Below are 18,899 nucleotides of genomic sequence, written 5' to 3' on the forward strand. Positions count from 1 at the left end.
CATGCTGCTCGACGCCACGCAATCCCAACTCGTCCTGGTCGATTACCAGGCGCGGCTGATGCCGGCGATCTTCGAAGGCGAAGCGGCGGCGCGCAATGCGGCGCGCCTGGGCCAGATGGCGCAATGGGTCGACGTGCCGGTCTGGGGCACCGAGCAGAACCCGTCCAAGCTGGGCGAGAACCTGCCCGAGATCCGCGCCTTCTGCCGCAAGACGCTGGCCAAGATGCATTTCAGCGGCGTGGAGGAGGGGCTCGGCGAATGGCTGCGTCCGCCCGCCAAGGCGGCGCCGCAGGGCAACGCCCGCAGCCTGCCCAAGCACCTGCAGAAGCCCCCGGCCGCGGCCGAAGAGCGCAACACCATCGTCATCGCCGGCTGCGAAGCCCATGTCTGCCTGCTGCAGACCGCGCTCGACCTGCTCGAGGACGAGTTCGACGTGTGGGTCGTCACCGACGCCTGCAGCTCGCGCACCGAGCGCAACCGCGACGCCGCCTTCGACCGCCTGGCTGGCGCGGGCGCGGAACTCGTGACCACCGAGATGGTCGGCTTCGAGTGGCTGCGCACCGCCGAGCATCCGGCGTTCCGCGACCTGCAGGCGCTGATCCGCTGATCTACTGAATTGCTGTTGAGGGGCGGCCCGGCAAGGGGGTCGCCCGGATTGCCGCGGCTGTCAGCTTCCCGCAAGATCGACTCCCATAATTATGAATTCAGTTTCGGCGCGAGTCCGGAACGGCATCCATAAAACAGGAGACAGATCCCGATGAGCCGCTATGAAGAGTTCTACCGCCAGTCCGTCGACGCGCCCGAGGCCTTCTGGGCCGAGCAGGCGAAGCTGATCGACTGGCACACGCCCGCGCAGCAGATCCTCGACGCCAGCCAGCCACCGTTCGCGCGCTGGTTCGTCGGCGGCACCACCAACCTCTGCCACAACGCCGTCGACCGGCACCTGGCCGATCGGGGCGACCAGCGGGCGCTGATCTTCGTGTCGACCGAGACCGGCACCGAGAAAAGCTACAGCTTCGCCGAGCTGCATGCCGAGGTGCAGCGCACCGCCGCCAGCCTCGTCGAACTGGGCGTGGGCAAGGGCGACCGCGTGCTCATCTACATGCCGATGATTCCCGAGGCCGCCTTCGCGATGCTGGCCTGCGCGCGCATCGGCGCCATCCACTGCGTGGTGTTCGGCGGCTTCGCCAGCGGCTCGCTGGCCACCCGTATCGAGGACGCCGAGCCCAAGGTGGTCGTGAGCGCCGACGCCGGTTCGCGCGGCGGCAAGGTCATCGCGTACAAGCCGCTGCTCGACGAAGCCATCCGCCTGTCGAAACACAAGCCCGAGGCCGTGCTGCTGACCGACCGCGGCCTGGCGCCGATGACGCTGGTGGCCGGCCGCGACCATCTGGCGGGCGAACTGAGACACAAGCACCTGGATGCGCAGGTGCCCTGCACCTGGCTGGCCTCGACCGAGATCAGCTACACCATCTATACCAGCGGCACCACCGGCAAGCCCAAGGGCGTGCAGCGCGACGTGGGCGGCTACGCCGTGGCGCTGGCCGCGAGCATGAAGCACATCTTCGACGGCCGGCCCGGCGAAACCTACTTCTCGACCAGCGACATCGGTTGGGTGGTAGGCCACAGCTACATCGTCTACGGCCCGCTGATCGCGGGCATGGCCACCATCATGTACGAGGGCCTGCCCACGCAGGGCATCGACCAGCAGCCCGACGGCGGCATCTGGTGGCGCCTGGTCGAGAAGTACAAGGTGACGGTGATGTTCAGCGCGCCCACCGCCGTGCGCGTGCTCAAGAAACAAGACCCGGCGCTGCTCAAGAAGTACGACCTGTCGACCCTGCGCGCGCTCTTCCTGGCCGGCGAGCCGCTGGACGAGCCGACCGCGCGCTGGATCAGCGACGGCCTGGGCGTGCCGATCATCGACAACTACTGGCAGACCGAATCGGGCTGGCCGATGATCACCATCGCCAACGGCGTGGAAGCCAAGCCCAGCAAGTTCGGCAGCCCCGGCGTGCCGATGTACGGCTACCGCATCAAGATCCTGCACGAGTCGACCGGCGAAGAACTGACGGCGCCGAACGAGAAGGGCGTGGTCGTGGTCGAGGGGCCGACGCCGCCGGGCTTCATGCAGACCGTGTGGAAGGACGATGCGCGCTTCGTCAACACGTACTGGAAGAGCGTGCCGGGCAAGATGGTCTATTCGACCTTCGACTGGGGCATCCGCGATGCCGATGGTTATTTCTACATCCTGGGCCGCACCGACGACGTGATCAACGTCGCCGGCCACCGGCTGGGCACGCGCGAGATCGAGGAGAGCATCTCGGGCCACGCCAACGTGGCCGAGGTGGCCGTGGTCGGCGTGGCCGACACGCTCAAGGGGCAGGTGGCGATGGCCTTCGTCGTGCCGAAGGACGGTCTGGCCGTGACCGACGCCGATGCGGCGCTCAAGCTCGAGGGCGAGATCATGAAGGTCGTGGCCGACCAGCTCGGCGCCTTGGCGCGGCCTGCGCGCGTGCGCTTCGTGAGCGGCCTGCCCAAGACCCGCAGCGGCAAGCTGCTGCGCCGGGCGATCCAGGCCGTCTGCGAGCAGCGCGACCCGGGCGACCTGACCACCATCGACGATCCGGCCACCCTCCAGCAGATCAAACAGTTACTGTCCGCCACCTGACCGCAGGCGCGAATCGGGGTAGGGTTGCGGGCCTTGCGCAGCCGCGTTCTGTCGTCATATGGTTGACGTGGCACAATGCCAAGGTACTCAGGCCCTTCCCCAGCCACAGTCGCATCCGCCAATCGGTCCAGCCGTGTCGCGGAAGGTTTCTTAACCAACTCGTGCTTCCTCCAGGGAAGCGAAGGTCAGCGGATCATGAGCGATTCCTCTACGCCCACGGCGTACACCGCCTATCAAGGCAACACCTACCTCTTCGGCGGCAATGCGCCCTATGTCGAGGAGATGTACGAAAACTACCTCGCCAACCCCGGCAGCGTTCCCGACAACTGGCGCACGTATTTCGACGCCCTGCAGAACGTTCCCGCCGCCGACGGCACCAGCGCCCGCGACGTCCCCCACCTGCCGGTCATCAACGCCTTTGCCGAACTGGCCAAGCAGGGCACGACCCGTGTCGTGCAGGCCAGCGGCGCCGACTCCGAACTCGGCCGCAAGCGCACGGCAGTCCAGCAGCTGATTGCCGCCTACCGCAACGTCGGCGCCCGCTGGGCCGACCTCGACCCGCTCAAGCGCGCCGAGCGTCCCGCCATTCCGGAACTCGAGCCCTCGTTCTACGGTTTTGCCGACGCCGACCTCGAGACGGTGTTCAACACCAGCAACACCTTCTTCGGCAAAGAGACCATGTCGCTGCGCGACCTGCTCAATGCCCTGCGTGAAACGTACTGCGGCACGATGGGTGCCGAGTACATGTACACCACCGACCAGAACCACAAGCGCTGGTGGCAGCAGAAGCTCGAAAGCGCGCGCACGAACCCCAAGCTCAGCGCCGAGCAGAAGAAGCACGTGCTCAACCGCCTGACGGCCGCCGAAGGCCTCGAGCGCTTCCTGCACACCAAGTACGTCGGCCAGAAGCGTTTCTCGCTCGAAGGCGGCGAAAGCTTCATCGTCGCGATGGACGAGCTGATCAACCAGGCCGGCGTCAAGGGCGTGCAGGAAATCGTGATCGGCATGGCCCACCGCGGCCGCCTGAACGTGCTGGTGAACTCGCTGGGCAAGATGCCCGCCGACCTGTTCGCCGAGTTCGACCACACCGCCCCCGAAGACCTGCCCTCCGGCGACGTCAAGTACCACCAGGGCTTCAGCTCGGACGTGACCACCCCCGGCGGCCCGGTCCACCTGAGCCTGGCGTTCAACCCCTCGCACCTGGAAATCGTGAACCCCGTGGTCGAAGGCTCGGTGCGCGCTCGCATGGACCGCCGCGGCGACCCGCTGGGCAAGCAGGTGCTGCCCGTGATCGTGCACGGCGATGCCGCCTTCGCAGGCCAGGGCGTCGTGATGGAAACGCTGGCGCTGGCCGAAACCCGTGGCTACTCCACCGGCGGCACGGTGCACATCGTCATCAACAACCAGATCGGCTTCACCACCAGCGACCCGCGCGACAGCCGCTCGACGCTGTACTGCTCGGACATCGTCAAGATGATCGAAGCGCCGGTGCTGCACGTGAACGGCGACGACCCCGAAGCCGTGGTGCTCGCCACCCAGTTCGCTCTTGATTTCCGCATGGAATTCCAGAAGGACGTGGTCGTCGACATCATCTGCTTCCGCAAGCTGGGCCACAACGAGCAGGACACGCCTTCGCTCACCCAGCCGCTGATGTACAAGAAGATCGCGGCCCACCCCGGCACGCGCAAGCTGTACGCCGACAAGCTGGCCGCGCAAGGCCTGGGCGACACGCTCGGCGACGACATGGTGAAGGCGCAGCGCGCCGCCTTCGACGAAGGCAAGAACACCGTCGACCCCGTGCTCACCAACTTCAAGAGCAAGTACGCCGTCGACTGGAGCCCGTACCTCAACAAGAAGTGGACCGACGCCGGCGACACCGCCATTCCCTCCGCCGAGTGGAAGCGCCTGGCCGAACGCATCACCAAGGCACCCGAGAACTTCACCGTGCATCCGCTCGTGAAGAAGGTGCTGGACGACCGCGCAGCCATGGGCCGTGGCGACGTCAACGTCGACTGGGGCATGGGCGAGCACATGGCGTTCGCCTCGCTGGTGGCCAGCGGCTACCCGGTGCGCCTGTCGGGTGAAGACTCGGGTCGCGGCACGTTCACGCACCGCCACGCCGTGCTGCACGACCAGAACCGCGAGAAGTTCGACACCGGCACCTACACGCCGCTGCAGAACGTGGCCGAGAACCAAGCCCCGTTCGTCGTCATCGACTCGATCCTGTCCGAAGAAGCCGTGCTGGCCTTCGAATACGGCTACGCCTCGAACGACCCCAACACGCTCGTCATCTGGGAAGCCCAGTTCGGCGACTTCGTGAACGGCGCGCAAGTGGTGATCGACCAGTTCATCGCCTCGGGCGAAGTGAAGTGGGGCCGCGTCAACGGCATCACGATGATGCTGCCGCACGGCTACGAAGGCCAGGGCCCCGAGCACAGCTCGGCCCGCCTGGAGCGCTTCATGCAGCTGAGCGCCGACACCAACATGCAGGTGGTGCAGCCGACCACGGCCAGCCAGATCTTCCACATCCTGCGCCGCCAGATGGTGCGCAACCTGCGCAAGCCGCTGATCATCCTCACGCCCAAGTCGCTGCTGCGCAACAAGGACGCGACCTCGCCGCTGTCCGAGTTCACCAAGGGCAGCTTCCAGACCGTCATTCCCGACAGCAAGGGTCTGAAGGCCGAGAAGGTCAAGCGCCTGATCGCCTGCTCGGGCAAGGTCTACTACGACCTGGCCAAGAAGCGCGAAGAGCAGGGCAGCGACGACGTGGCGATCATCCGCGTCGAGCAGCTCTATCCGTTCCCGCACAAGGCGTTCGCCGCCGAGGTCAAGAAGTACCCCAACCTCGTGGACATCGTGTGGTGCCAGGACGAGCCGCAGAACCAGGGCGCCTGGTTCTTCGTGCAGCACTACATCCACGAAAACATGCAGGAAGGCCAGAAGCTCGGCTACTCCGGCCGTGCCGCCTCGGCATCGCCTGCGGTCGGCTACTCGCACCTGCACCAGGAACAGCAGAAGGCGCTGGTCGATGGCGCATTTGGCAAACTCAAGGGCTTCGTGCTGACCAAGTAAGAACCGTCCCTTTTCACACGAACACCCTCAAGAACAAAACGGAGCTCACTCCAAATGTCTATCGTAGAAGTCAAAGTCCCCCAGCTGTCCGAATCCGTGGCCGAGGCCACCATGCTCACGTGGAAGAAGAAAGCCGGCGAAGCCGTCGCCGTCGATGAAATCCTGATCGAGATCGAAACCGACAAGGTCGTGCTCGAAGTGCCGGCACCCTCGGCCGGCGTGCTGGTCGAGATCGTTCAGCCCGACGGCGCCACCGTGGTGGCCGAGCAGCTGATCGCCAAGATCGACACCGACGGCAAGGCCGCCGCTGCAGCGCCTGCTGCTGCAGCTGCACCTGCCGCCGCGCCGGCCGCTGCTGCCCCCGCAGCGGCAGCCGCCGCCACCGGTGGTTCGAAGGCCGACGTGGCCATGCCCGCCGCCGCCAAGCTGCTGGCCGACAACAACCTGAAGACCAGCGACGTGGCCGGCACGGGCAAGGACGGCCGCGTGACCAAGGGCGACGTGCTCGGCGCCGTGGCTGCCGGCGCCAAGCCTGCCGCCACCATCGCCGCACCGGCTGCCAAGCCCGCGCTGCAACAGGTCGCCGCGCCCGCCGCACCCGACCTGGGCGAGCGCCCGGAACAGCGCGTGCCGATGAGCCGCCTGCGCGCCCGCATCGCCGAGCGCCTGATCCAGTCGCAATCGACCAACGCCATCCTGACCACCTTCAACGAAGTGAACATGGCCCCGGTCATGGACCTGCGCAAGAAGTTCCAGGACGCGTTCACCAAGGAACACGGCGTGAAGCTCGGCTTCATGAGCTTCTTCGTGAAGGCCGCGGTGCACGCGCTGAAGAAGTACCCGGTGCTCAACGCGTCGGTCGACGGCAACGACATCCTGTACCACGGCTACTTCGACATCGGCATTGCCGTCGGTTCGCCGCGCGGTCTGGTGGTGCCCATCCTGCGCAATGCCGACCAGATGAGCTTCGCCGACATCGAGAAGAAGATCGCCGAGTACGGCAAGAAGGCGCAGGACGGCAAGCTGGGCATCGAAGAAATGACCGGCGGCACCTTCTCCATCTCCAACGGCGGCACCTTCGGCTCGATGCTCTCGACCCCGATCATCAACCCGCCCCAGTCGGCCATCCTAGGCGTGCACGCCACCAAGGACCGCGCCGTGGTGGAAAACGGCCAGATCGTCGTTCGCCCGATGAACTACCTCGCCATGAGCTACGACCACCGCATCATCGACGGCCGCGAAGCCGTGCTGGGCCTGGTCGCCATGAAGGAAGCGCTGGAAGACCCGTCGCGCCTGCTGTTCGACATCTGATCCGGGGAGCAAGAACCAGATGGCAAACAAGCAATTCGACGTCGTCGTCATCGGCGGCGGTCCTGGCGGCTACATCGCGGCGATCCGCGCTGCGCAGCTCGGCTTCAACGTGGCCTGCATCGACGAGTGGAAGAACGGCAAGGGCGGCCCCGCACCGGGCGGCACCTGCACCAACGTCGGCTGTATTCCCTCGAAGGCGCTGCTGCAATCGTCGGAGCACTTCGAGCAGGCCGGTCACCACTTTGCGGACCACGGCATCAAGGTCGAAGGCCTCGGCCTGGACATCGACAAGATGCTGGCCCGCAAGGACCAGGTCGTGAAACAGAACAACGACGGCATCCTGTACCTGTTCAAGAAGAACAAGATCAGCTTCTTCCACGGCCGCGGTTCGTTCGTGAAGACCGACGAAGCCGGCTACGAGATCAAGGTGGCAGGCGCCGCTGAAGAGTCGATCAGCGGCAAGCACATCATCGTCGCCACGGGCTCCAACGCCCGCGCGCTGCCGGGCACGCCGTTCGACGAGGAAAACATCCTCTCGAACGACGGCGCGCTGCGCATCGGTGCGGTGCCGAAGAAGCTGGGCCTGATCGGCTCGGGCGTCATCGGCCTCGAAATGGGCTCGGTGTGGCGCCGCCTCGGTGCCGAGGTCACGGTGCTCGAAGCACTGCCGACCTTCCTGGGCGCCGTGGACGAGCAGATCGCCAAGGAAGCCAAGAAGGCCTTCGACAAGCAGAAGCTCAAGATCGAACTCGGCGTCAAGGTCGGCGAGATCAAGTCGTCGAAGAAGGGCGTGAGCGTCGCCTGGACCAACGCCAAGGGCGAAGCCCAGACGCTGGAAGTCGACAAGCTGATCGTCTCGATCGGCCGCGTGCCCAACACCATCGGCCTGAACGCCGAAGCCGTGGGCCTGAAGCTGGACGAGCGCGGCGCCATCGCCGTGGACGACGACTGCAAGACCAGCCTGCCCAACGTGTGGGCCATCGGCGACGTGGTGCGCGGCCCGATGCTGGCGCACAAGGCCGAGGAAGAAGGCGTGGCGGTGGCGGAGCGCATCGCGGGCCAGCATGGCCACGTGAACTTCAACACCGTGCCGTGGGTGATCTACACCAGCCCCGAGATCGCATGGGTCGGCCAGACCGAGCAGCAGCTCAAGGCCGCGGGCCGCGCCTACAAGGCCGGCACCTTCCCGTTCCTGGCGAACGGCCGCGCACGCGCGCTGGGCGACACGACCGGCATGGTCAAGTTCCTGGCCGACGCCGCCACGGACGAGATCCTGGGCGTGCACATCGTGGGCCCGCAGGCCAGCGAGCTGATCTCCGAAGCCGTGGTGGCGATGGAGTTCAAGGCCAGTGCCGAAGACATCGCGCGCATCTGCCATGCGCACCCGTCGCTGTCGGAAGCCACCAAGGAAGCGGCCCTGGCCGTGGACAAGCGCACGCTCAACTTCTGATCTCTGGTTCTTGAGCGAACCCGGCCCCGATCGACCCTCGCGGGGCGGTCGGGGCTCTCCATTTTTGAAGCGATCCGATCCCTTGAGCGTCAAACAGGCTTACGAAGCGGAACTCGCGGCACGCGGGTTCAAGAGCGATCCCGCACAACTGGCGGCCGTCGAGGCGCTCGACCGCTGCGCCACCGAGTGGGGCGAGTACAAGGCCCGGCGCTCCAATGCGCTGAAGAAGCTCATCAACCGTCCGGAGCTGCCGCGCGGCGTCTACATGTACGGCGGTGTGGGGCGCGGCAAGAGCTTCCTGATGGACCTGTTCTTCAACGCCGTGCCGCTGCGGCGCAAGACACGCCTGCACTTCCACGAGTTCATGCGCGAAGTGCACCGCGAGCTGCGCGACCTGCAGGGCACCGTGAACCCGCTCGACGAGCTGGGACTGCGCATCTCCAAGCGCTACAAGCTGATCTGCTTCGACGAGTTCCATGTCGCGGACATCACCGACGCGATGATCCTGCACCGGCTGCTCGTGGCACTGTTCGACAACGGCGTGGGCTTTGTTACCACCTCGAACTTCAAGCCCGACGACCTGTATCCGGGCGGCCTGCACCGCGACCGCATCCTGCCCGCCATTGCATTGCTCAACCAGAAGCTCGAAGTGCTGAGCGTGGACAACGGCACCGACTACCGGCGCCGCACGCTGGAGCAACTGCGCATGTACCTCACGCCGAACGACGCGGCGGCCGAGAAGGAAATGCGCCACGCCTTCGACAAGCTGGCCGAGACGGCCGACGAAAACCCGATCCTGCACATCGAGCAGCGCGAGATCCGCGCGCTGCGCAAGGCCGGTGGCGTGGTGTGGTTCGATTTCAAGACGCTGTGCGGCGGCCCGCGCTCGCAGAACGACTACCTCGAGATCGCGAGCCAGTTCCACACCGTGCTGCTGTCCGACGTGCCGCACATGCCGGTGCGCATGGCCTCGGAAGCACGCCGTTTCACCTGGCTGGTCGACGTCTTGTACGACCGGCGCTGCAAGCTCATCATGTCGGCCGAGGTTCCGCCCGAGGCGTTGTACACCGAGGGGCCGCTGGCGCACGAGTTTCCGCGCACGGTGTCCCGGCTCACCGAAATGCAGTCGAGCGAATTCCTCGCCCTGGAACGCCGCATCGTCGACACCCGACTCACATGAAAAAAACCGCTCTTGCCCTGTTCCTGGCCTTGGCCAGCCTGCCGCTGTGGGCCCAGTCCAATGCGGCGGCGGGCAACGCCGACCTCGAAGCCGAACGCAGCCGCCTGGCGGCCGAGCGCGAGGTCATCGAGTCGCGCTACGCGAAGGAGCGCGCGGCCTGCTACAAGAAGTTCGCGGTCGAAGACTGCCTGCGCGAAAGCCGCAGCCGCCGTCGCAAGGAAACCGACCACATCAAGCGGCAGGAAACCGCGATCAACGACATCCAACGCCAGCGCAGCGGCGCGGCCGAGCTGCAGAAGCTCGACCAGAAGGCCGCCACCCAGCGCCCGCAGGACTCGCGCGAACAGCGCGAGAAGTCGCAGGAAGACCAGAAGGCGCGCGAGCAGCGCGCCGCCGACCACGCCGCGAGCCGGGCCGCGACCGCGGCCGACGCGGCCGAGCGCCAGCGCCAGTTCGAGAACAAGCAGAAGGCCCACGCCAACGAGCAGGCCAAGGCGGCCCAGCGCCGCGCCGAAGCGCCGGCCGCGACCACGCGCTTCGAGGACAAGCAGAAGCGAGCGGCGGAACACCGCGCCAACCGCGAACGCCAGAACGCCGAGCGCACCAAGCCGCGCGGCGCACCGTTGCCACCGGCACCGGCGGCTTCTTCGCCCTGATCCTTGAAAGAGGGCGGGCGCTCAGGCCGCCGCGGGCAGCCGGTCGAGCTTGAGCACCGCGATCGAGATGTTGTCGCCCGTGCCGCGCGCACGGCGCCGCGCTTCTCCCACCAGGATTTCCACTGCGTCGCGCGGCGGCTGCGCGTACAGCACGCTGGCCAGTTCCTCGGGCGAGAAGTAGTGCCACAGGCCGTCGCTGCAGGCCATCAGCAGGTCGCCCGGCTGCAGCTTGGCAATGTGGTGCGGATCGACGGGCGGCGGCGTGGTCGTCATGCCCAGGCAGCCCAACAGGATGTTGCCCTGCGGATGGATGTTGGCCTCGGCCTCGCTGATCTGGCCGCGATCGACCAGGGCCTGCACGTACGAATGGTCGCGCGTGCGCTTGACCAGCGCGCCGTCGTTGAAGTGATAGATGCGCGAGTCGCCCGCATGGATCCAGGCGCAGTCGCCCTTGGGGTTCATCAGGAAGGCGGCCAGCGTGCTGTGCGGTTCCTGCTCGCTCGACAGCGCCGTGAGCTTTATCACCGTGTGGGCGTCTTCGAGCAACTGGCGCAGCACGACGGCGGGGTCGTCGCGTTCGGGGCTGTAGCGGGTGAAGAGCTGGCGCGCGGTCATGAGCACCTGGTCGGACGCCTTGCGCCCGCCGCTGCGTCCGCCCATGCCGTCGGCGATGACACCGAGCACGCAGCCTGGCGTGCGAGGGTGGCTCATCAACAGCACCTGGTCCTGCTGGTAGGGGCGATCCCCCTTGTGGAGGCCGGTGGCGGCGGCGAGTCGAAAGCCTTGGGTCATGAGCGCTGGGGCGCCAGAGGCGCGCTTTCTGTCTTCTCTGGGGTTCGTGTCAGGACGTATTATCGAATGAACACGCGCGGCCCCATGCGGCACGCGCACCCCCACCGTTGGACTCCAATCTTCATTCCCTTTCCCGTCAGCTGATCGAGCTGCGCATCGCGCATGCCGACCTGGACGCCACCATCGACCGGCTCTCGGAAGATGGCACGCCGCAGGACGAATTGCTGATGCGCCGCCTGAAAAAGCGCCGCCTCGCCCTGCGCGACCAGATCGCTCAGCTCGAGAACGCGCTCGACCCGAAAGAACCGGCGTGACGTCGCCGCTCGAAAACCAGGTGCGCGATGCGTTCGCGCAGGACGGGGTGCTGTCGCAGGCCGCCGAGCAGTTCCGCGAACGCGGCGGCCAGACCGAGATGGCGATGGCCGTGGCCCGCACCATCTCCGACGGCGGCATGCTCGTGGTCGAGGCCGGCACCGGCGTGGGCAAGACCTTCTCGTACCTCGTGCCGGCGCTGCTGAGCGGCGAGCGCGTGCTGCTCTCGACCGCCACCAAGACCTTGCAGGACCAGCTGTTCGGCCGCGACCTGCCGCGCCTCGTCGAGGCCTTCGCACTGCCGATACGCACGGCGCTGCTGAAAGGGCGGGGCAGTTACCTGTGCCTGCACCGCCTCGACATGGCGCGCCACGACGCCTCGCTGCCTGAGCGCGGCAGCCTGCGCACGCTGGCAAAGATCGAGCAGTGGTCGAAAGCCACGCGCACCGGCGACCTCGCCGAACTGCCGGGGCTCGACGAACGTTCGCCGCTGATCCCGCTGATCACCTCCACGCGCGAGAACTGCCTGGGCGCGCAATGCCCGCAGTTCAAGGCCTGCCACGTCAACTTGGCGCGGCGCGAAGCGCTGGCGGCCGACATCGTGGTCATCAATCACCACCTGTTCTTCGCCGACCTCGCGGTGCGCGAGACCGGCATGGCCGAGTTGCTGCCGACCGTGAGCGTCGTGGTGTTCGACGAGGCGCACCAGCTCAACGAGACCGGCGTGCAGTTCCTGGGCGCGCAGCTCGGCAGCGGGCAGGCGCTCGACTTCGCGCGCGACATGCTCGGCGCGGGCCTGCAGCATGCGCGCGGGCTGGTCGACTGGCAGCAGCTGGTGGCGGGCGTCGAACGCGCGGCGCGCGAGCTGCGGCTGGTGGTCGGCAAGCAATGGCCGGGCGCCAAGCTGCGCTGGATCGGCCCGGCCCCCGAGGGTGTGAATGCCGAAGCCTGGCAGGGCGCGCTCGACGACCTGCAGGACGCCTTCGTGCTGGCCGCCGACGGGCTGGACACGGTGAGCGAGATCTCGCCCGACTTCGTGCGCCTGCACGAGCGCGCGCGCCAGCTCGCCAAGCGCACGGCGCGCTTCGCGCAGCCGTGCGAACTCGACTCTGTGCGCTGGGTCGACGTGGGCACGCAGCTGCGGCTGATCGAGTCGCCGCTCGACATCGCCGATGCGATGCGCAAGCGGGTGCTCAAGCTGGCCGACGAGCCCGAGGAGTCCGACCTGCCCTACGGCGACGACGACGAAGACCCCGAGCACGGCGCCGTCCCGCCGCCTCCGCAGGAAGACAGCCGCCGCGCCTGGGTCTTCACCTCCGCCACGCTGGGCGACGACCCGACGCTGCGCTGGTTCACCGAACCCTGCGGCCTGCGCGATGCCGAAGTGCTGCGCGTGCAAAGCCCCTTCGACTACGCCTCGCAAGCAGCAATCTATGTGCCGCGGGCCTTTCCGAAGCCCAACGATCCCACGCACAGCCAGCAGGTGGCCAAGCTGGCGGCGCACGGCGCCGCCGAGCTCGGCGGGCGCACGCTGGTGCTGACCACCACGCTGCGCGCGCTGCGCACCATCGGCGATGCGATGCGCCAGCAGTTCGAACTGCTCCAGACGGAAGCGCGCCCCGAGGTGCTGGTGCAGGGCGAGCTGCCCAAGCGCGTGCTCATGGACCGCTTCCGCGAAGGCGCGAGCAACGGGCGCGCGGGCTGCGTGCTGGTCGCGTCGGCGTCGTTCTGGGAAGGCTTCGATGCGCCGGGCGACGCGCTGCAGTTCGTGGTGATCGACAAGCTGCCGTTCCCGCCGCCCAACGATCCGCTGGTGGAGGCCCGCTCGCAGCGGCTCGAAGCGCAGGGGCGCAGCTCGTTCAGCGATTACTCGCTGCCCGAGGCGGCCGTGGCATTGAAGCAGGGGGCGGGGCGCCTCATTCGCCGTGAAACCGACAGCGGCGTGCTCGCGATCTGCGACACGCGCCTCGTGGCGATGGGCTATGGCCGGCGGCTGCTGGCGGCGTTGCCGCCGATGCGCCGGCTGGAAACCGAAGCGGATTTCGAGAGCGCGATCGACGCGCTCAGGAAACCCTATTGATATCTACCGGGAGGCGCTGGATTACCAGAGCTTCCACCAGGGGTCGGTGCTGCCCTTGAAGCCGTTCGCCAGGTAGGTGCTCTGCGGATAGTTGGTGGTCAGCACGCGTTGTGCGTCGTCGCGCAGGTCCTTCATGCCGAGCGCGTCGTACGACTTCACCATGATGTACAGGGCTTCTTCGAGCGCCGGCACTTCGCGGTAGTCGGACAGCGCGATCTGCGCCCGGTTGATGGCCGCCAGGTAGGCGCCACGCGAGTAGTAATAGCGGGCCACGTGAACTTCGTACTGCGCGAGCGAGTTCACGATGTAGTTCATGCGCTGGCGCGCGTCGGGCGCGTAGCGCGACTCGGGAAAGCGCGTCACGAGGTCGCGGAAGGATTCGAACGATTCCTTGGCGGCCTTCTGGTCGCGCTCGGACAGGTCCTGGCGCGTCAGGAACGCGAACATGCCCAGGTCGTCGTTGAAGTTGATCACGCCCTTCAGGTAGAGCGCGTAGTCGAACGCCGGGCTGGCCGGGTGCAGCTTCATGAAGCGGTCGAGCGTGGCGATGGCGTTGGCCTTTTCGCCGGCCTTGTGCTGGGCGTAGGCCTTTTCGAGCTGGGCCTGCTGGGCCAGCGGCGTGCCGGCGGCACGGCCTTCGAGCTTCTCGTACAGCGGCACTGCCTTGTCGTAGGCGCCGGAGCCGACTTCGTCCTTGGCTTCCGAGTAGATGCGGTTGGGGCTCCAGTTCGCGGTCTTGTCTTCCTTGGTGGTGGAACCGCAACCGGCGACGAGAAGGGCCGCCGCGCTGAGCGCGATCCAGGCAGGGACCGATAATTTGGCGCGAAACATCACATACGGCTTTCGTGAAACAGTTGCCCTCAATTATATCGACCGCCCCCCTGACCGATCCCCCGGAAGGGCCTGAACCTGAAGAGGGCGCCGATCTCGCGGAGCCCAGCGAGCTGCGGCCCTTCGCCATCGACGCCGCACAGCACGGGCAGCGGCTCGACCGCGCCTTGGCGGCGCTGGTGCCCGAGTTTTCGCGCAGTTACCTTCAGCAACTCATTGAGGCCGGCGCCGTCGAGCTGCAAGGGCGCACGCTCACCAAGGTCTCTGCCACGGTGCGTGCGGGCCAGTCGGGGCGCATCGAGCTGCGGCCGACGCCCCAGAGCCAGGCCTTCCGGCCCGAGGCGATGGCGCTGGTCACGGTCCACGAAGACGAGCACCTGCGGATCATCGACAAGCCGGCCGGCCTGGTGGTGCACCCGGCGCCGGGCCACTGGAGCGGCACGCTGCTGAACGGGCTGCTGGCGCTCGACCCGAAGGCCGTGCTGCTGCCGCGCGCGGGCATCGTGCACCGCCTCGACCGCGACACCAGCGGCCTGATGGTGGTGGCGCGCACGCGGGCCGCGATGGACGCCATGGTGGCGCTGATCGCCGCGCGCGACGTGAAGCGCCAGTACCTGGCGATGGGGCACAAGGCCTGGGAAGGCGCGGCGGCCCGGCAGGTCGATGCGCCGATCGGCCGCGATCCGCGCAACCGGCTGCGCATGGCCGTGGTCGACCTGGAGCGCCATGCGGGCAAGACCGCGCGCACGCTGATCGAGCGACTCGACAGCCATACCGACGGCTGCGCGGTGCGCTGCACGCTCGAAACCGGTCGCACCCACCAGATCCGCGTGCACATGGCGTCGATCGGCCATCCGCTGGTCGGCGACGCGCTGTATGGCGGCGCGCCCGCGGCGGGACTGTCGCGGCAGGCGCTGCATGCGTTCCGGCTGGCGTTCGTGCATCCCGTCACGCAGCAGGCGATGGAGTTTCGTTCGCCACCGCCGCCCGATCTGGCCCAGGCTTTGCAGACCTGGGGGCTGGATTACAATCGCGCCTGACGGCCCGAGGGCCGCGCCGGCCACCCGATGCCGGCCTTGCGTTGCACTCGCCGCGTGCCGGCAACGCCTACCCCTTCCATCCATCTGAACAAGCGTCGCCAGGCGCCTTTTTCCGGATAACGCGAACCATGAATACGGCGGATGCCAAGCGCATTCTCGAAACCGCCTTGATCTGTTCGAGCCAGCCGCTGCCGGTGCGCGACATGCGCGTGCTGTTCGACGACGAGCTGGGCGTGGACACGATCAAGGTGCTGTTGCTCGAACTGCAGGAAGACTGGGCGCAACGCGGCCTGGAGCTGGTGAGCGTCGGCAGCGGCTGGCGTTTCCAGAGCCGGCCCGAGATGCGCGATGCCCTCGATCGCCTGCATCCCGAGAAGCCGCCGCGCTACACGCGCGCCGCGCTCGAGACGCTGGCCATCATTGCCTACCGGCAGCCAGCCACGCGCGGCGACATGGAAGACATCCGCGGTGTCACGATCAACTCGCTGATCCTGAAGCAGCTTGAAGACCGCGGCTGGGTCGAGGTGATCGGCCACCGCGAAACGGTCGGCCGGCCCGCGCTCTACGCGACCACCCGCCAGTTCCTCGACGACCTGGGGCTGGCCTCGCTGGACCAGCTGCCGCTGGTGGAAACGCCCGCGCAGCAGGCGGCACTGGTTGACGCACTGCAGCAGGCCTCGGGCGACCAGCCGGGGCTGCCGATCGACGGCGATGCGGCGGAAGAGGCCGTTGCGGAATCTGCAGAGCCCGCAGCGCTGGTGGATGGAGAAGAAGGTGTGCAGCCCGAACTCGCCATGGTCGATGCGCCGCCCGAGTCGGCTGAGCTGGCGGAAGTCGTCTCGACCGATGCGGCGGAGTTTGTCGAAGAGGTGGTGGCGATCGCCGAGGCCGCCGAGCCCGTCGATGAGGCGTTGCCTGTGTCCGAGCCAGAAACCGGCGAGCCGCCCGCCGAACCCGAAGTGGCCGCCGCGCCCGAAGAACCCGAATCTGAGGTCCCGTCCCCCGCAGCGGACGAGACCGACCCCCACGACCCCCACGCTGTTTCTCCCGGAAAAACCCCATGAGCTCATCCGACACCGACGACGCAGCGATGCTGCCGGTCGAACCCGAAGTCAAGAAGCGGAAGCGGGCCGCCACGCCCAAGAAGGTGACGGAAGTTGCTGTTGAATCCGTCGCTGCGCCCGCAGAGCCGGCAGGGGCCGAGACCGGGGAAGCGCCGAAGAAGCCGCGTGCACCCCGCAAGAAGAAGGTGGTCGAGGCGCCGGCTGCCGATGAGCAATTGCTGAGCGCGGCGGAAGTCGCTCCTGCTGCGGAAGCTCCCGCGACGGTCCAGCCCGATGTGGCGCCCGTGGCTGCGGAAGTGGTGGCAGCCGAGGCAGACGAGCCGGCGCCGGTCGAAGCACAGCGTCCCCAGATGTCCGACGAGGACCAGGGCGACGACCGCGGGGATGACGAAGACGACGAGGAAGACGAGCCCGACGAAGAGGAAGACGACCTCGACCGCGCCCGTCGCGCCGCCGAGCGCGAGCAGCGCAATGCGCCGCCGACCGAGCCGATCCGTTTTGCCGACGTCATTTCCGGCCAGTTCGACGCCGACGAAGAAAGCCCCGAGGTGCCGCCGCTCAAGCGCGTGCTGCTGCCCGAAGCGGATTCGCCCAAGCTGCACAAGGTGCTGGCGCAGGCCGGCCTCGGCTCGCGCCTCGAGATGGAGCAACTCATCTTGCAAGGCCGCATCTCGGTCAACAATGAGCCGGCCCACATCGGCCAGCGCATCCAGTACGGCGACCAGGTCAAGATCAACGGCAAGCCGATCCGCTACCGCATCGCACCGCCGCCGCCGCGCGTGATCGCGTACCACAAGCCCGTGGGCGAAGTCGTCACGCACGACGATCCGCAGAACCGCCCGACGGTGTTCCGCAAGCTGCCGCGTCTGCAGCAGGGCAAGTGGCAGTCGGTCGGCCGGCTCGACCTGAACACCGAAGGCCTGCTGCTGTTCAGCAGCTCCGGCGACCTGGCCAACCAGCTCATGCACCCGCGCTTCGGCTTGGAGCGCGAGTACGCGGTGCGCGTGCTGGGCGCGCTCACCAGCGAAGAAAAGAAGAAGCTGCTCGAGGGCGTGCGACTGGACGACGGCATGGCGCAGTTCGGCACCATCGAAGACGGTGGCGGCGAAGGCTCCAACTGCTGGTACCGCGTGACCATTTCCGAAGGCCGCAACCGCGAGGTGCGCCGCCTGTTCGAGTCGGTGGGCCATGCGGTCAGCCGACTCATCCGCATCCGCTACGGCGCGATGGTGCTGCCGCGCGGTCTCAAGCGCGGTGCCTGGATGGAGCTCGACGAGCGCGATATCCAGGCGTTGTTCCAGGCCTCGGGCGGTGCGCAGGCGCGACCGGCGGGTCCGTCGCAGCGCGGTCCCGGCGGGCCGGAGGGTGGCAGTCGCAACGGCCGCAACAAGAAGCGTCGCGGCAACAACAACAACCGCAACGGCGGCATGGGTGGTGGTCAGCCGCGTGAAGCGCGCGGCGAAGCGCCGATCCCGAGTCCGCTGGGTGACGGTCGTCCGCCGCGCGGTGAGCGTGGAGGGCGCGGTGGTCCCAATCGGGGCGGTGGCAACGGTGGCCCGCCACAGCAGGGGCGCCGCGGCAACGCAGGTCCCGGCAACCGTCAGGGCAGCCAGGGGCAAGGGCAGGGCGGCGGTGGCAACCGGTCGGCGGGTGCTGGCGGTGGCGGCGGTGCGAACCAGCCCGATCCGATGAAGACCTCGCTCGGCTACATCGGTGCCGACAGCTTCTCGCGCCAGCGCAAGGAACAACGCGGCGGCCCGGGACGCCGCGGCGGTGGTGGCGGCTCGCAAGGCGGCGGTGGTGGCTTTGGCGGTGGTGGCGGCGGACGCCGCCGCGGACGCTGAAAGCCAGCCGTCGGAGCGCGGCCTTTCGCGGGGTTTTCACCAATCCCGCAGGTCGCGCCGGTTAAAATCAGAGGCTTTGTCGACGTGCCACGAAACAAACTCGTTGCAGTTGTGACAAAACACTTCAAAATCAAAGCTCAGGAAGCATTTCAATGGCTATCGAACGTACCCTTTCCATCATCAAGCCCGACGCCGTCGCCAAGAACGTCATCGGCAAGATCGTTTCCCGCTTCGAGGCTGCCGGCCTCAAGATCGTCGCCGCCAAGCTGGTTCACCTGTCGCGCAACGAAGCCGAGCAGTTCTACTCGGTGCACAAGGAGCGTCCCTTCTTCAAGGACCTCGTCGAGTTCATGATCTCGGGCCCCGTGTTCGTGCAAGTGCTCGAAGGCGAGAACGCCATCGCCAAGAACCGTGACCTGATGGGCGCCACGGACCCCAAGAAGGCAGCCGCCGGCACCATCCGCGCCGACTTCGCCGACAGCATCGACGCCAACGCCGTTCACGGCTCGGACGCGCCCGAAACGGCTGCCAACGAAGTGTCGTTCTTCTTCGCCGGCCTCAACGTCTACGCACGCTGAAGCCGTTGCTCGCCTGAA

At 67.4% G+C, this 18,899-nt stretch carries 15 protein-coding genes; 13 read left to right on the forward strand and 2 right to left on the reverse strand.

Going from position 1 to position 18,899, the window contains the following annotated elements:
• Position 1 precedes the first annotated feature (1 nt).
• The 7 genes from AC57B8_RS03390 to AC57B8_RS03420 all read left to right on the forward strand — a co-directional run bounded on the left by AC57B8_RS03390 (position 2) and on the right by AC57B8_RS03420 (position 10,340).
• Entirely contained in the window at positions 2-607 is a 606-nt protein-coding gene (locus AC57B8_RS03390) for an isochorismatase family protein (protein WP_062480816.1), read from the forward strand.
• Positions 608-757: 150 nt separating this feature from the next.
• Entirely contained in the window at positions 758-2,671 is a 1,914-nt protein-coding gene (locus AC57B8_RS03395; protein WP_496478652.1) for a propionate--CoA ligase, read from the forward strand.
• A 195-nt stretch (positions 2,672-2,866) separates the two neighbouring features.
• Complete coding sequence (locus tag AC57B8_RS03400) at positions 2,867-5,743, forward strand: 2-oxoglutarate dehydrogenase E1 component (protein WP_062480820.1); 2,877 nt, start codon at positions 2,867-2,869, stop codon at positions 5,741-5,743.
• 54 nt (positions 5,744-5,797) lie between these two features.
• A complete protein-coding gene (gene odhB / locus AC57B8_RS03405; protein ID WP_070061019.1) occupies positions 5,798-7,054 on the forward strand; it encodes a 2-oxoglutarate dehydrogenase complex dihydrolipoyllysine-residue succinyltransferase in 1,257 nt (418 codons plus the stop codon).
• Between the two features lie 19 nt (positions 7,055-7,073).
• A complete protein-coding gene (lpdA, locus tag AC57B8_RS03410; RefSeq protein ID WP_354342205.1) occupies positions 7,074-8,504 on the forward strand; it encodes a dihydrolipoyl dehydrogenase in 1,431 nt (476 codons plus the stop codon).
• Positions 8,505-8,586: 82 nt separating this feature from the next.
• Positions 8,587-9,684, forward strand: a complete 1,098-nt coding sequence (zapE, locus tag AC57B8_RS03415) for a cell division protein ZapE (protein WP_062480826.1) — start codon at positions 8,587-8,589, stop codon at positions 9,682-9,684.
• Positions 9,681-10,340: a hypothetical protein gene (locus AC57B8_RS03420; protein WP_496478653.1), complete on the forward strand. Its 660-nt coding sequence runs from the start codon at positions 9,681-9,683 to the stop codon at positions 10,338-10,340. Before zapE ends, AC57B8_RS03420 begins: the two co-directional genes overlap by 4 nt.
• A 21-nt stretch (positions 10,341-10,361) precedes the next feature.
• On the opposite strand, the gene AC57B8_RS03425 is transcribed toward AC57B8_RS03420, so the two are convergent.
• Complete coding sequence (locus AC57B8_RS03425) at positions 10,362-11,132, reverse strand: PP2C family protein-serine/threonine phosphatase (RefSeq protein WP_095745659.1); 771 nt, start codon at positions 11,130-11,132, stop codon at positions 10,362-10,364.
• A 107-nt stretch (positions 11,133-11,239) separates the two neighbouring features.
• On the opposite strand from AC57B8_RS03425, the gene AC57B8_RS03430 reads away from it, so the two are divergent.
• Complete coding sequence (locus tag AC57B8_RS03430; RefSeq protein ID WP_062481953.1) at positions 11,240-11,446, forward strand: HP1242/YdcH family protein; 207 nt, start codon at positions 11,240-11,242, stop codon at positions 11,444-11,446.
• Positions 11,443-13,524, forward strand: coding sequence for a DNA repair helicase YoaA (gene yoaA / locus AC57B8_RS03435; protein WP_496478654.1), 2,082 nt, complete (start codon positions 11,443-11,445; stop codon positions 13,522-13,524). The genes AC57B8_RS03430 and yoaA overlap by 4 nt, the downstream gene beginning before the upstream one ends.
• Positions 13,525-13,545: 21 nt before the next feature.
• Here yoaA and AC57B8_RS03440 read toward each other — a convergent pair whose 3' ends face one another.
• Entirely contained in the window at positions 13,546-14,355 is an 810-nt protein-coding gene (locus AC57B8_RS03440) for an outer membrane protein assembly factor BamD (protein ID WP_070061014.1), read from the reverse strand.
• A 14-nt stretch (positions 14,356-14,369) separates the two neighbouring features.
• Between AC57B8_RS03440 and AC57B8_RS03445 the strand changes: the two genes are divergently transcribed.
• The 4 genes from AC57B8_RS03445 (at position 14,370) to ndk (ending at position 18,881) form a co-directional block, all read left to right on the forward strand.
• A complete protein-coding gene (locus AC57B8_RS03445; protein ID WP_496478655.1) occupies positions 14,370-15,395 on the forward strand; it encodes an RluA family pseudouridine synthase in 1,026 nt (341 codons plus the stop codon).
• 128 nt (positions 15,396-15,523) lie between these two features.
• Positions 15,524-16,459, forward strand: coding sequence for an SMC-Scp complex subunit ScpB (scpB, locus tag AC57B8_RS03450; RefSeq protein WP_496478656.1), 936 nt, complete (start codon positions 15,524-15,526; stop codon positions 16,457-16,459).
• Entirely contained in the window at positions 16,456-18,303 is a 1,848-nt protein-coding gene (locus tag AC57B8_RS03455) for a pseudouridine synthase (protein ID WP_496478657.1), read from the forward strand. Before scpB ends, AC57B8_RS03455 begins: the two co-directional genes overlap by 4 nt.
• A 152-nt stretch (positions 18,304-18,455) precedes the next feature.
• Positions 18,456-18,881, forward strand: coding sequence for a nucleoside-diphosphate kinase (gene ndk / locus AC57B8_RS03460; RefSeq protein ID WP_013542117.1), 426 nt, complete (start codon positions 18,456-18,458; stop codon positions 18,879-18,881).
• Positions 18,882-18,899: the final 18 nt, after the last annotated feature.

Source organism: Variovorax sp. BGA-UO-ETr-C22, from assembly GCF_059567965.1.

Coding starts and splice junctions, on each gene's coding strand:
- AC57B8_RS03390 (WP_062480816.1), top strand. CDS start 2: ATGCTGCTCGACGCCACGCAATCCCAACTCGTCCTGGTCGATTACCAG.
- AC57B8_RS03395 (WP_496478652.1), top strand. CDS start 758: ATGAGCCGCTATGAAGAGTTCTACCGCCAGTCCGTCGACGCGCCCGAG.
- AC57B8_RS03400 (WP_062480820.1), top strand. CDS start 2,867: ATGAGCGATTCCTCTACGCCCACGGCGTACACCGCCTATCAAGGCAAC.
- odhB (WP_070061019.1), top strand. CDS start 5,798: ATGTCTATCGTAGAAGTCAAAGTCCCCCAGCTGTCCGAATCCGTGGCC.
- lpdA (WP_354342205.1), top strand. CDS start 7,074: ATGGCAAACAAGCAATTCGACGTCGTCGTCATCGGCGGCGGTCCTGGC.
- AC57B8_RS03420 (WP_496478653.1), top strand. CDS start 9,681: ATGAAAAAAACCGCTCTTGCCCTGTTCCTGGCCTTGGCCAGCCTGCCG.
- AC57B8_RS03425 (WP_095745659.1), bottom strand. CDS start 11,132: ATGACCCAAGGCTTTCGACTCGCCGCCGCCACCGGCCTCCACAAGGGG.
- AC57B8_RS03440 (WP_070061014.1), bottom strand. CDS start 14,355: ATGTTTCGCGCCAAATTATCGGTCCCTGCCTGGATCGCGCTCAGCGCG.
- scpB (WP_496478656.1), top strand. CDS start 15,524: ATGAATACGGCGGATGCCAAGCGCATTCTCGAAACCGCCTTGATCTGT.
- AC57B8_RS03455 (WP_496478657.1), top strand. CDS start 16,456: ATGAGCTCATCCGACACCGACGACGCAGCGATGCTGCCGGTCGAACCC.
- ndk (WP_013542117.1), top strand. CDS start 18,456: ATGGCTATCGAACGTACCCTTTCCATCATCAAGCCCGACGCCGTCGCC.